Origin of the sequence: Phaeobacter sp. NW0010-22 (genome assembly GCF_040365955.1) — a bacterium.
Classification (GTDB): domain Bacteria; phylum Pseudomonadota; class Alphaproteobacteria; order Rhodobacterales; family Rhodobacteraceae; genus OMPR01.
This window is the reverse complement of sequence record NZ_BAABWT010000003.1, coordinates 283,763-296,425: the sequence shown is the minus strand read 5'-3', so window position 1 is coordinate 296,425 and position 12,663 is coordinate 283,763. Positions and strand designations below refer to the sequence as shown.

Below are 12,663 nucleotides of genomic sequence, written 5' to 3'. Positions count from 1 at the left end.
GTGTTTGTCAAAACAGCATGGCATTGGCTATTCGGTTCCCGCTGATCGCAGCGCGCGCGTTCTTACGGGATACGAAAAGGGGCCGATCCTGCAAAAGGATCGGCCCCAACTCTTTGCGTCTGCGTCAGTTGATTAGACGAAGAACTGAGCACCGTTCGCCGAGATGGTCGAACCGTTAATGAAGCCTGAGTCGTCTGATGCGAGGAAGGCAACGCAGCGTGCGATTTCTTCGGGCTCACCCAAACGGCCAGTTGGGATCTGAGCGATGATCGAATCACGCACTTTTTCTGGTACGGCCATAACCATATCGGTGCCGATGTAGCCGGGGCAGATTGCATTGGCAGTGATGCCGGCGCGCGCGCCTTCTTGTGCCAACGATTTCACGATACCAAGATCACCGGCTTTGGTCGCAGCATAGTTCACCTGAGCGAACTGACCTTTCTGACCATTGATCGAGCTGATCACGATGATACGGCCGAACTTACGCTCGCGCATGCCGGGCCAGATCGGGTGTACGGTATTGAAAACACCAGTCAGGTTGGTGTCGATGACCTGATGCCACTGCTCGGGTGTCATTTTGTGGAAAGGGGCGTCACGGGTGATGCCGGCGTTTGCCACAACAACGTCGATCGGGCCGATTTCTGCTTCGACTTTTGCGATTCCTGCAGCGGATTCTTCGTAGTTCGCAACGTTCCATTTGTAGGTGGCGATGCCGGTTTCTGCGGTGAAGCTGGCGGCGGCTTCGTCATTGCCTGCGTATGTGGCTGCAACGTTGTATCCTTCGGCCTTTAGGGCCTTGGAAATTGCGGCGCCGATGCCGCGGGAACCGCCGGTGACGAGTGCTGTACGTGCCATGTGAGGAATCCTCCAATTGATATTTGGCTTGGTAATGCTGTTACCTATTCCGACAGAGATACGCAATATTCTTTCGTGGTGAAATATCCATGGCAGAACGGAATTATTGTCGCATATATCTTAAGGTTTTGTTTTTGAAAAATAAAAGGGCGCTCACTGGCGCCCTTTGTATGTCCAATTGGCGAGGGGCTTAGTCCCGCTCCACGCAAAGGGCTACGCCCATGCCGCCACCGATGCAGAGGGTTGCGAGACCCTTCTTAGCGTCCCGGCGTTTCATTTCGAACAACAGGGTATTCAGAACCCGGCAGCCCGAGGCGCCAATGGGGTGGCCGATGGCGATTGCGCCGCCGTTCACGTTTACGATTGCGGGATCCCAGCCCATGTCTTTGTTCACGGCGCAGGCCTGAGCAGCAAAGGCTTCGTTTGCTTCGACCAAATCCAGATCTTCGGCTTTCCAACCGGCTTTTTCCAGAGCTTTGCGCGATGCATAGATCGGGCCAACGCCCATGATGGATGGGTCCAGACCGGCTGTGGCGTAAGACGCGATGCGTCCCAATGGCTCGATGCCGCGCTTTTCGGCATTGTCTGCAGACATCAACAGGGTGGCTGCGGCGCCATCGTTCAGGCCAGATGCGTTTGCAGCAGTGACCGAGCCGTCTTTGGTAAAGGCGGGACGCAGCTTTTGCATGGCAGCCATGGTTGCACCGTGACGGATGTATTCGTCTTTATCCATCACGATATCGCCCTTGCGGGTTTTGATGATGAACGGCACGATTTCGTCTGCGAACTTGCCAGCCAGCTGTGCGGCTTCGGCTTTGTTTTGTGACGCAACAGCGAACTCGTCCTGCATCTCGCGGCTGATCTGCCACTTTTCAGCGACGTTTTCAGCGGTCTGACCCATATGGTAGCCGTTGAATGCATCCCAGAGACCGTCGCGGATCATTGTGTCGATGTATTTCATGTCGCCCATTTTATGGCCAGCGCGCAGGTTTGCGGCGTGGGGGCTCAGCGTCATGTTTTCCTGACCACCGGCTGCAACGATATCCGCGTCACCCAAGGCGATGTGCTGTGCGCCCAATGCAACGGCGCGCAAACCAGAACCACACACTTGGTTGATGCTCCAGGCGGCGCTTTCCTGTGGTAGGCCAGCGTTGATGTGTGCCTGGCGCGCTGGGTTTTGGCCCTGTGCTGCGGTCAGAACCTGACCCAAAATGGTCTCGCTGACTTCGCCTTTTTCGATTCCGGCGCGTTCAACAACGGCCTCAAGAACCGCCGTACCCAAATCATGTGCAGGTGTGTTGGCGAACGAACCGCCAAAGCTGCCGACACCAGTCCGCGCGGCGGAAGCAATTACTACGTTGGTCATATGATCCAATCCTTTGCCGTCATATTTCTGGGGAAACTTGGCGGTTCAAGGCGGGAGAGTCGACCCCAAACCGCGTCCGGTGTTTCCCGGCTCTTGCAAGCGATGACATAACGTAATGCTGCACTTGCAGCAACAGACAGCTTGTCTCATGTGACGCAAACGGGGATTTTTGCGCAATATTCGTACTTAAGCGATCGCTTGCGCGGTGTCTTTTTGCTTCCAAGGGGGGGTTACTGATGGTGCGCCAAACAGATACCCTTGCAAGCAATCGATGCCAATTGAGACCAGAAATTCAGCTTCGGGCACGGTTTCAACCGATTCGGCGGTCACGAGCATGTCGAACTCTTTCGCAACAGCGACAAGAGCCCGCACTAGCGATTGGTTCTCGCGGTTTGTGTCGATGCCGCGGATGAATTGACCATCAATCTTGGCGGCGTCGAAAAAGAAGTCTCGGAAGTGGCGAAAGCTGATTGACCCCGCCCCAAAGTCATCCAGAGCAAACGCGATTCCGCGATCCTGCAAACGGTCCATGAAATCGATTACCAATTCAGGAACGGTCATGGCCGACGTTTCCGATATTTCGAGGATTAATCGTTCGCCCAAGGTTTCATCTTGTTTCAGAAAGCGATCCAGCACCCGCATCCACCGTTGATACCCTATAGAACGTGCTGACATATTGATGGATAGCCTGAGCGTTGGATTACGCACCATCGTGCGCAGCCCAATTTCTAGGGCGATCGCATCCATTTGACGGCCGACTTCGGTGTTTTCCACCACCTGAATGAAGTCTCGGGCCGGTATCACCCGACCGGTTTCATCCAAAACGCGAATGAACCCCTCATAAAAGGCGGTGTTGTGCGGCGGTGTCGCCTGCATCACGGGTTGATAGGCCAATCGGCATTGTTTGTGTTTGACCGCTTCGGTTGCCATTTGCAGAGTGCTGCGGTCGCGACCTGAGACTGCCACATTCAACGGATTTTCCGCGCCCACCTGAACATCTGACATCATCTTACGCTTTTGCAACATCTCAATCCCTTTGGTTCAGCGCGAGTTTATCGACCTGCCCAGAGTTTGCCAAAATCGTAAAGCGTCGATTAAACCTCGTATTTTAAGGGTATTTGAAAGACACTGGCCGCTCAAAGTGTGGGGACTTAAGATGCAGCGATGTAGCTGGGCAGGCACAGAAGAAATTTATCTGCAATATCATGATACTGAATGGGGTGTGCCCAAGTATGACAGCCGTGTCCTTTGGGAAAAGCTGGTGCTGGATGGGTTTCAGGCAGGCTTGAGTTGGATCACAATCCTGAAAAAGCGAGATAATTTTCGCACGGCCTTTCGGGGATTTGATCCCAACATCATTGCACATTGGGGCGAAGCTGAGGTGTCTACCCTATTGGAAAACCCCGGCATCATCCGTCACCGGGGCAAAATCGAGGCAACAATCACCAATGCAAAAGCCTGGCAGCGGATCGAAGAAGCCGGTGGGTTTGACAGGTTTTTGTGGGACTACGTCGGGGGTGCGCCGATCCAGAACAGGTTCAAGGCACAGGCCGATGTTCCTACCTCTAGCGCCCTGTCTGAACAGATCGCCAAAGATCTGAAAAAGGCGGGTTTCAAATTTTGCGGTCCTACGATCGTCTACGCTTTCATGGAGGCGATGGGGCTGCTCAACAATCATCTGGTGACCTGCCCCCGTCACGCGGACGTGGCCAAGTTGACGCGCGCCCTATAGTTAGCGAAAGCCAGGTGTGCCTGCGTCCGATGGGGTCCGGGCCAAATGTTTCGCTTTGATCGTTTCAGAGGTGTCCCGGCTGCCGTCGTGGCTATAACCCGGCGGGGCAAACGCATAGGCAAGGCGCTGCCGGATCGTAAGCCCCGGTTGAACAACGTCTTTCCACAATCCAATCCACTCGTGAAAGGCCACGCGCAGGGGGTTGAACGTGCCGATGTTGTGAACCAGCCCATAGTCGACCTTGTCATTGTCTTGTTCTGGCACAAAGGTTCCGAACATTTTGTCCCAGATGATGAACACCCCGGCATAGTTACAGTCCAGATACCGCGCATTGCGACCATGGTGGGCACGGTGATGGCTGGGGGTGTTCATGACAGCTTCGAACCAACGGGGCATCTTGTTGATCGCCTCTGTGTGAATCCAGAACTGGTAAATTAGGTTTAACCCACCGACGAACAACACGATTGCGGGATGAAACCCCAACAGGATCAACGGCGCACGCACGATCATCATTAACGTGAAGGTCCCGGTCCAAGTCTGCCTTAGGGCCGTTGTCAGATTATAGTGCTGACTAGAATGGTGATTGACGTGGCTGGCCCAAACCCAGCGCACGCGGTGACCAAACCGGTGCACCCAATAGTACCGCAGATCATCTAACACAAAGCACAGGAGTATTACCCAAACTGACGTACCCAGATCCAATGGGGTGATCCGCCAAAGAAACAGGAAGAACCCATAAGCCAGAAACCCCAATAAAATCCCCGAGGCGACGCTGCCAGCACCCATCACCAGCGAAGTTACCGCGTCTCGTGTCTCATAGCGACCGCCACGCCCCTTAATGGCGATCCACAAGAACTCACCCAGAATGGCAACAATGAAAAACGGTACTGCCAACTGGGTTGGATCGGGGAAATACAAGCTATCAGTCATGACCGCTCCATCAAGTTTTTCCAGGTCTTGCATTCTTCGGGGCTGAGATGCAGCAGGGCTTGAGGCGCAGCAAAATCGTGGAAATAGATTTGAAACCCTTCGGGTCGGTCTACTAAGTCATAATCCAACAAATGCCGCCCAACAGTATCCGCGCCATGTGACCACAATAAACCCAGACCGGTTTCCGTCTGAACCAAGGCCGAATGCCCGTCCAAACTAACTATGACACCTTGAACAAAATCGTCTGGAAACTGACGCAACCACTCAGCGGTTACATCCTCTTCCGTTTGCATCACTCTACGGTTGGAACGCCCTGACAAATGCAACAGCAAGGCTGTGACGCTGATGCCGCCTACGACAAGGATCAGTAAGATTTCAAGTGGCATGGTCTCCTCCGTGGTCCGGGATTTGAGCCGGGCCAGACAGTTTTGTCAAAGGTGGCGTGACGTCAGCGTCACCTTTGACTTGCCGTGCCGTTTATCGCGCTCAGCGAGGAAGAGAGTCCTGACCCGTTTCCAGCGCCTTTCCAACGGGAGTAAAGCAATGGATAGACCTGCGCATTAGTTGATGGTGTAGGTCCCGGCATCCTTGCCTTTGCTCGTGTCTCGGGTGAACAGGGTTTTGTTGCCGTTGATCTCAACCAGCTGACAATTGGTGCCCAGCTCTTTGCCCCCAATAACGCCATTGCGGCACCAATATTTGCCGCTCCATTTCCAAGTCCCGCTATAGGAAATTTTGCCAAACTTCCCGGTTTGGGTACCGTCCGAATTGATGACGGTCCAATTGCCTTTGTTGCTGGTTAGCTTGCGGCCGACGATGGTATGGCGGAACTATTTTTCTTTCTTAACGGCCTTGAACCCGGCCAATGCCGTTGTCGCAGCCAGGCCCAACAGCAGCGGAAGAGCTATGAATGCAATACGATTCATTAGATCACCGAAAAATGGGCATACACAAAATGGACATCCACACAGCTGTGGATGCCAGTGCGACCAAGTTTAGGCCCAGATCCTTTTCAGAAACAGTTTTGCAGTTTTGTTTATTTTAAAAGCTCCTGAATGATCGCTTTGGCGCTATCCGAATTCCACTCGGCATCCCCACGCAAGCGTGCGATCTCTTGCCCTTCGGGGTTCAGCAAAACAGTGATGGGCAATCCCAGAACGGCCATTTCACGCGCCACTGCCTGTTTGGGATCCTGATGTCGGGGTAGATTGTCGATGCCATTTTCAGCAAAGAACTTTTTGATCCCGGACGGAGAGTTGCGCCCAGTCGCCAGCGTGACGACCTGAAACTGATCGCTGCCCAGCTCGGCCTGTAATTCTGACAGTTGTGGCATTTCTTTACGGCAGGGGGCGCACCAAGTTGCCCAGAAATTGAGCAGCACATACTGGCCCTGATAATCTGCCAGTGTCCCTGTTCCGGCCCCATCTGCCAGTTGGAACGCGTTTGCCGACACCGGTTTGGGATCGCTGTGGAACACCAGCTTTTTCATGTCGCCCTCACGCAGGGCTTCTAGCGTGGTTTTGTCCAGATCAGCCGCTAAGGCGCCTGAGACATTTGCGCCTGACACAAGGGCAGTATAGACGAGCGCGAGCAACAGTTTCTTCATGTCCCCTCCAAAAGGGTTTATCCGATGACCGACAAGACCTCGAACCAGATGTGGGGCGGCCGCTTTGCCGCCGGACCGGACGCGATCATGGAGGCAATTAATGCTTCGATCGGGTTCGACAAGCGGATGGCTGCACAAGACATCGCAGGCTCTAGGGCCCATGCGGCAATGTTGGCCGCTACAGGCGTTATCAGCGATAACGATGCTGAAGCCATTCGTGAAGGCCTCCTCACAGTCTTGTCAGAGATCGACAGCGGAACTTTTCAGTTCTCGACCGCCCTCGAAGACATTCACATGAACGTCGAAGCACGCCTGAAAGAGGTGATTGGCGAGCCTGCGGGCCGTTTGCACACAGGCCGGTCGCGAAATGATCAGGTTGCGACTGATTTCAAACTCTGGGTGCGTGTTCAATTTGATGCCGCCGAGGCAGGCCTGATTGCGCTGATCAACGCGCTTTTGTCGCAGGCCGAAGCGGGCGCCGCTTGGGTTATGCCAGGCTTTACCCACCTGCAAACAGCGCAACCCGTGACATGGGGCCACCACATGATGGCCTATGTCGAAATGTTTGGCCGCGATCTGTCCCGCGTCCGGGATGCCCGCGCGCGCATGAACGAATCGCCTTTGGGCGCTGCGGCTCTGGCAGGCACTTCGTTCCCCATCGACCGCCACATGACTGCCGAGGCGCTGGGCTTTGATCGCCCCGCCGCCAACTCACTGGACGCCGTGTCGGATCGGGATTTCGCGTTGGAATTCCTGTCGACCGCTTCGATCTGCGCCGTGCACCTGTCTCGTTTCGCTGAAGAGCTGGTGATCTGGTCCTCTGCTCAGTTCCGTTTTGTGACCCTGTCTGACCGGTTCTCGACCGGCTCGTCGATTATGCCGCAAAAGAAAAACCCTGACGCAGCAGAGCTGATCCGCGCCAAAGTGGGCCGGATTTACGGCGCCAACACCGCCTTGATGATGGTGATGAAGGGGCTGCCACTCGCCTATTCCAAGGACATGCAGGAAGACAAAGAACAGGTTTTTGACGCAGCCGACAACTGGATGCTGGCACTCGCCGCGATGGAGGGCATGGTCAAAGACATGACCGCCAATCGCGACAGCCTTGCCGCTGCTGCCGGTTCTGGGTTCTCGACCGCGACCGATCTGGCCGACTGGTTGGTGCGCGTGCTGGGCCTGCCGTTTCGTGATGCCCACCACATCACCGGATCTCTGGTTGCTATGGCCGAATCCAAGGACTGCGATCTTCCTGATCTGACACTTGCCGACATGCAGTCGGTGCATGGTGACATTACCGATGATGTCTTTGGTGTCCTTGGGGTTGATAATTCGGTAAACTCACGCATGTCATATGGTGGCACCGCCCCGAAACAGGTCCGTGCCCAAGTTGAACGTTGGAAAGCGACCCTGTCATGACCCCGATCCGCGCCCTAGCTTTGTTGGCTTTTACCGCCTTAGCGGCCTGTGGCGCGGATGGCGAACCGGTGCAGCCCTCCTTGAATGCAAATGTGGGCGTGTCTGGCAACGGAACCAATGTTGGTGGCGCTGTTGGCCTGCACCGGGGACCGTTTAACCTGTACCTTGGGTTCTAAGCGTCCAAAGGTCTGCTTGGACCCCATTTCAACAAGCTCGCAGATAGGTGCGGAGCCTAAGAAAATTCCGGTCGATTGGCATGTCATGTCAACCGGGTAGCTGCGTGCCGGGGACGCCTGTTAGGCTGCCGGCACTGCAATCTAGTGCAACGCGTCTGGATTTGAGCTTTCGAAGCTCTCCTCCCGCACGCGTACGAGTTGCAAGTCTTCAGCTGCGCCAATCGCCACAATACGAGGGCTCCCGGTAACAAACTCGAAATCTAAAAACCAAATATCTGGTCTATAGAAATGTGCAAGCTGCGGTTCGTTCTCGGGCATAGAGGTGTGATCCAGCTTCGAGTAATGGCTAATCCGATACAATGTTTTGGCGAGAAAAGTGACACTATCAAATTTGGATTCAGGATTCGGGACGAGCCATGTATCTTGTCACTATATCCTCGGGATAATCCCAACCCGTTCCAGCTTGCATGTTTGCAGCTTCTTTAATGGCCGTGAATGAGGGCCAGTCTGTGGAAGTGGCGGCCATTGATCCGACCGTTTCCCAGATGTCGATTCAGCCGCAAAATTTCTTTAACAGTTTCGATTTCGGGAAGTGTGGGGGTGCCGGAAATTCAGTTAAGTTCGGTGCGACCATTCCTTTTGATTTTTTCGGTGTCGGAGCTGTTGTGTCGCGCCCTTAAGGCGCTCCTATCTAAAATGATGCGAATTGATGGCAAGTGGGTATAGTGGGTCATCAGTACACAGAATTATTTCTACGATCAGGGAGACGCCCCTGAAATCACACTTGGAACAACAACCAAGCCGTTGTTGCCCCAACATTAGAACCGATTTTGCCGAGCCAGTTTGAAAGGCACAGATATGTTAAGATCAAACCTATTAATACCTGTAGCTATTTGCGCACTAGCGGGGCAAGCCATAGCCCAAGACACGATTGGTACGGATAGCCTTCCATCGGTTTCCTCTGAGCGCCCATATTCACCCAATGCAGACCGTGACTTCCCTACAATGGCCCTGTTTGGTGACACGCATGTACATTCTGCCTTATCGGCGGATGCAGGCGGCGGCGGTACAACTTTGATGCCGCGCGATATGTATCGTTTTGCACGTGGCGGCCAAGTCAATTCGAACACCGGTCAGCCTGTAAAGCTGCCCCGTCCATTCGATTTTTATATGTTGACGGAGCACACAGATGGCATGGGTGTAATCACCGACATCATGCGGGGTGCGCCCAACATTATGGCCGATGAACAAGGTAAAATGTTTCACGACGAATTTGCCAAAGGTGGGGATGCAGCTAAACAGGCCAGTATCGACCTGATTGCCCAGTTCAGCCAGGGGACCCTCAGCGAGGCATTGCTGTATCAGCCCGGCTCGGCAGGGTATGACAACACCTGGAAGGATTTGGTGCAGGCCGCTGAGGAATTTAATGAACCCCACGTGTTTACCGCGATGATCGCTTATGAATGGACGTCGCTGGTCGCAGGGAACAACCTACACAGAAACGTCATCTTCCGCGATGGTCCTAAGCGTGCATTGCAGGTGTCACCGTTTTTGATGGCGCCCCCTAAGGGCAGCCCAGATCCCCGCGACCTGTGGAAATGGATGCAAACCTATGAGGATAAAACGGGCGGCGATGTGTTGGCTATTCCGCACAATCCGAATCTGTCCAATGGCATCATGTTCGCACCGAATGATACATTTCGCGATGGCGCCGAGTTTGATCCCGAGTATCTGAAAACTCGCGCGCAGTGGGAAAAGCTGGTTGAGATAGGCCAGACCAAAGGCGACAGCGAAACCCATCCCCTTTTGTCACCAACAGATGAATTTGCAGACTACGAAAGTTGGGATTGGGCAAATCTGGATGTATCCGAGGCCAAAACCCCCGAGATGCTGCCCTTTGAGTATGTACGTTCTGTGTTGCAAAAAGGATTGGCCTTTGAACAAGGCAAAGGAACGAACCCATTCAAGTTGGGCTTTGTCGGCGGATCAGACATCCACACGGGCCTGACGACGCAGGATGATGATAACTTTTTTGGCGCGTTCACTTGGATGGAGCCCTCTGCGACGCGCGCCACCTCAGTTGCCAAAGGGAATGATGATCTTGGGATCGACTATAAGGGTTGGCAATATGCCACTCCGGGACCTACGGCGGTCTGGGCAACTGAAAATACGCGTGCAGGTGTGTTTGACGCTTTGGAACGACGGGAAGTTTATGCCACAACCGGCCCCCGGATTACGGTTCGTTTCTTTGGCGGGGATTACACGGCTGGGGACCTCAAGAACCGTGATCTTGCGCGGATTGGCTATGCGAATGGTGTGCCGATGGGCGGAGATCTGAAAGCCACTGATACCGCCCCCGCTTTTTTGGTTTATGCGCTGCGCGATCCCATCGGGGCAAATCTGGATAGGATTCAGATCATCAAAGGTTGGACACTGTCAGACGGCAGTACACAAGAAAAAGTCTATGACGTGGTTTGGTCCGGGGATCGTTTGCCCGGCGCAGATGGCAAGCTCCCGCCTGTCGGCAATACTGTTGATCTAAACATTCCAAGTTGGACCAACGATATCGGTAAGGCAGATTTGGCTACGGTGTGGGTCGATCCAGATTTCGACCCCTCACAACATGCCTTTTACTATGCTCGTGTCATTGAAATCCCAACCCCAAGGTGGACAGCCTATGACGCAGTCAAATTTGACGTCGACATGCCTGTAGAAGTTAAACTCATTACTCAGGAACGTGCTTACACATCCCCCATTTGGTACAGCCCAAAAGGATAAGTCATATGAAAAGTCTTATTATTTCTATCGCAGTTGTTGCGCTGGCCACGACTGCTGTTGCCGAGGATAAAATCCCTCGGAATGCCTATTTCGGCGAGACCCATGTGCACACCGCGCTGTCGCTGGATGCATTTATTGGCGGTGCGCGCCTTATGCCGTCAGACAGCCTGCGATTTGCCAAGGGGGCGTCGGTCATCGTCGATGGGCGTCACAAGCAACTGAGCCGCCCTTTGGATTTTGCTGCGGTCAGCGACCATGTGGAATATTTGGGAGAAATGTATTCGACCATTTTCCCGGACGCCCCCGGGCATTTGCAGGATGATTTAGAGCAATTGCGTACCTTGGAGACTCTGGAGGACAAACAACAGTGGTTCTACAAATATGTGGTGTCCAACAACCGCGGTGATAATCCGTCCCATCCCCCATTCTATCAAGGTCCGGATACTACGAAATCAGGTTGGCAGATCATCAAAGATGCTGCCGAAGAGCATAATGACCCCGGCACCTTTACCGCCTTCGTGGCCTTTGAATGGTCCGCCGCACCTGGTGGCGGTAACATGCACCGCAACGTGATTTTCCGGGATGATGTGGCGCCCGAGCTGCCATACTCGAGCTATGACAGCAACAAAGTCGAAGACTTGTGGGACTGGCTTCAGAAGACAGCGGATGCAGGATCGACCTTGTTGGCCATTCCACATAACTCGAATGCTTCGAAACAGTTGATGTTTCCGGACACTGACAGTTTTGGCAAAGAGCTGACCACCAGTTGGGCAGAGCGCCGCCAGATGTGGGAGCCCTTGATCGAGATGATGCAAATCAAAGGTAATTCGGAAGTCCACGAAGCGTTCTGGCAGGCGGATGAATTTGCAGACTTTGAAAATGCCAATTCCATTCAGAAAAACTCAAACCGCTATTTCCACAAACGTGATTTTGTGCGGGAGGGCCTGAAAATTGGCCTCGCGAAAGAACAAGAATTGGGTGTGAACCCCTTCATGTATGGCTTTATCGGAGGTACCGACAACCACAATGGCCTGACCAGTGATGTGGCCGAGAATGATTTTACCGGTGGTCACGGCCCTGAAGACGGCAGCGTCGATCGTCGCCGCACAGGCGGTGTAGGCGGCTGGATTGATGGTGTTGATCTTTCGATCGGATCTTTGGCCGGCGTTTGGGCCGAAGAAAACACGCGCGCGTCTATCTGGGACGCAATGAAACGGCGTGAGACCTTTGCCACGTCGGGGCCGCGCATCAAAGTGCGAATGTTTGGGGGCGTTGGGTTAGGCGCGACAGACCCCCGCGAGATGGTTGAAGAGGGGTACACCAATGGCGTTCCCATGGGAGGTGTTCTGCCGCATTCGGACAAAGCTCCGACATTTACTGTCTATGCAGAAAAAGACGCTTTGGGTGCCAACCTGGATCGAATCCAGATCATCAAAGGGTGGGTGGACGCGGCCGGCGAAGTCCATGAAAAGATTATCGACGTGACATGGTCGGGTGATCGTTCTCCTGGAGAAGACGGAAAGCTGCCACCGATTGGAAACACTGTCGATCTGGAAACGGCTCTCTACACCAACGAAATTGGTGCCACGTCTCTTTTTGGTCGTTGGACTGACGCGGAATTTGAACCTGAAAATGGTGCATTCTATTATGCACGGGCAATTGAAATTCCGACACCTCGTTGGACAACTTATGATGCCGTTCGCAACAACTTGCCTCTTTTGAACGAGGTCGCACCAGTTATCCAAGAACGTGCGTGGGGTTCACCCATTTGGGTGTCGCCCAAGTCATAAATAGACCAATTTTG

The 12,663-nt window shown here is 53.8% G+C and carries 11 protein-coding genes; 5 read left to right on the top strand and 6 right to left on the bottom strand.

From position 1 onward, the window contains the following. Window positions 1-132: 132 nt before the first annotated feature. The 3 genes from phbB to ABWV33_RS08295 all read right to left on the bottom strand — a co-directional run bounded on the left by phbB (window position 133) and on the right by ABWV33_RS08295 (window position 3,247). Window positions 133-855 (bottom strand): acetoacetyl-CoA reductase, encoded by a 723-nt coding sequence (phbB, locus tag ABWV33_RS08305; protein WP_113825461.1) that lies wholly within the window; start codon window positions 853-855, stop codon window positions 133-135. A gap of 190 nt (window positions 856-1,045) precedes the next feature. Beyond that, entirely contained in the window at window positions 1,046-2,221 is a 1,176-nt protein-coding gene (locus ABWV33_RS08300; RefSeq protein ID WP_113825460.1) for an acetyl-CoA C-acetyltransferase, read from the bottom strand. 186 nt (window positions 2,222-2,407) lie between these two features. Then, window positions 2,408-3,247, bottom strand: coding sequence for an EAL domain-containing protein (locus ABWV33_RS08295; protein ID WP_113825459.1), 840 nt, complete (start codon window positions 3,245-3,247; stop codon window positions 2,408-2,410). A gap of 130 nt (window positions 3,248-3,377) precedes the next feature. Here ABWV33_RS08295 and ABWV33_RS08290 point away from each other — a divergent pair, with 130 nt between their 5' ends. After that, window positions 3,378-3,953: a DNA-3-methyladenine glycosylase I gene (locus ABWV33_RS08290; RefSeq protein ID WP_353330000.1), complete on the top strand. Its 576-nt coding sequence runs from the start codon at window positions 3,378-3,380 to the stop codon at window positions 3,951-3,953. On the opposite strand, the gene ABWV33_RS08285 is transcribed toward ABWV33_RS08290, so the two are convergent. From ABWV33_RS08285 to ABWV33_RS08275, 3 genes are all read right to left on the bottom strand, one after another. Further along, on the bottom strand, window positions 3,954-4,883 hold the full coding sequence (locus tag ABWV33_RS08285) for a sterol desaturase family protein (RefSeq protein ID WP_121998330.1): 930 nt from the start codon (window positions 4,881-4,883) through the stop codon (window positions 3,954-3,956). Further along, entirely contained in the window at window positions 4,880-5,269 is a 390-nt protein-coding gene (locus tag ABWV33_RS08280) for a hypothetical protein (RefSeq protein ID WP_113825456.1), read from the bottom strand. The genes ABWV33_RS08285 and ABWV33_RS08280 overlap by 4 nt, the downstream gene beginning before the upstream one ends. Window positions 5,270-5,919: 650 nt before the next feature. After that, window positions 5,920-6,489, bottom strand: a complete 570-nt coding sequence (locus ABWV33_RS08275) for a TlpA disulfide reductase family protein (protein ID WP_353329997.1) — start codon at window positions 6,487-6,489, stop codon at window positions 5,920-5,922. A gap of 24 nt (window positions 6,490-6,513) precedes the next feature. On the opposite strand from ABWV33_RS08275, the gene argH reads away from it, so the two are divergent. From argH to ABWV33_RS08255, 4 genes are all read left to right on the top strand, one after another. After that, window positions 6,514-7,905 carry an argininosuccinate lyase gene (gene argH, locus ABWV33_RS08270; RefSeq protein WP_353329995.1) on the top strand — a complete coding sequence of 464 codons (1,392 nt, stop codon included), beginning with the start codon at window positions 6,514-6,516 and terminating at the stop codon, window positions 7,903-7,905. After that, window positions 7,902-8,081 carry a hypothetical protein gene (locus ABWV33_RS08265; protein WP_113825452.1) on the top strand — a complete coding sequence of 60 codons (180 nt, stop codon included), beginning with the start codon at window positions 7,902-7,904 and terminating at the stop codon, window positions 8,079-8,081. The genes argH and ABWV33_RS08265 overlap by 4 nt, the downstream gene beginning before the upstream one ends. 1,005 nt (window positions 8,082-9,086) lie before the next feature. Then, complete coding sequence (locus ABWV33_RS08260; protein WP_353329993.1) at window positions 9,087-10,859, top strand: DUF3604 domain-containing protein; 1,773 nt, start codon at window positions 9,087-9,089, stop codon at window positions 10,857-10,859. Window positions 10,860-10,864: 5 nt separating this feature from the next. Further along, window positions 10,865-12,649, top strand: a complete 1,785-nt coding sequence (locus ABWV33_RS08255) for a DUF3604 domain-containing protein (protein WP_353329991.1) — start codon at window positions 10,865-10,867, stop codon at window positions 12,647-12,649. The last annotated feature ends 14 nt before the right edge of the window (window positions 12,650-12,663 follow it).

Coding starts and splice junctions, on each gene's coding strand:
- ABWV33_RS08265 (WP_113825452.1), top strand. CDS start 7,902: ATGACCCCGATCCGCGCCCTAGCTTTGTTGGCTTTTACCGCCTTAGCG.
- ABWV33_RS08295 (WP_113825459.1), bottom strand. CDS start 3,247: ATGTTGCAAAAGCGTAAGATGATGTCAGATGTTCAGGTGGGCGCGGAA.
- ABWV33_RS08285 (WP_121998330.1), bottom strand. CDS start 4,883: ATGACTGATAGCTTGTATTTCCCCGATCCAACCCAGTTGGCAGTACCG.
- phbB (WP_113825461.1), bottom strand. CDS start 855: ATGGCACGTACAGCACTCGTCACCGGCGGTTCCCGCGGCATCGGCGCC.
- ABWV33_RS08300 (WP_113825460.1), bottom strand. CDS start 2,221: ATGACCAACGTAGTAATTGCTTCCGCCGCGCGGACTGGTGTCGGCAGC.
- argH (WP_353329995.1), top strand. CDS start 6,514: ATGACCGACAAGACCTCGAACCAGATGTGGGGCGGCCGCTTTGCCGCC.
- ABWV33_RS08290 (WP_353330000.1), top strand. CDS start 3,378: ATGCAGCGATGTAGCTGGGCAGGCACAGAAGAAATTTATCTGCAATAT.
- ABWV33_RS08255 (WP_353329991.1), top strand. CDS start 10,865: ATGAAAAGTCTTATTATTTCTATCGCAGTTGTTGCGCTGGCCACGACT.
- ABWV33_RS08275 (WP_353329997.1), bottom strand. CDS start 6,489: ATGAAGAAACTGTTGCTCGCGCTCGTCTATACTGCCCTTGTGTCAGGC.
- ABWV33_RS08260 (WP_353329993.1), top strand. CDS start 9,087: ATGGCCCTGTTTGGTGACACGCATGTACATTCTGCCTTATCGGCGGAT.
- ABWV33_RS08280 (WP_113825456.1), bottom strand. CDS start 5,269: ATGCCACTTGAAATCTTACTGATCCTTGTCGTAGGCGGCATCAGCGTC.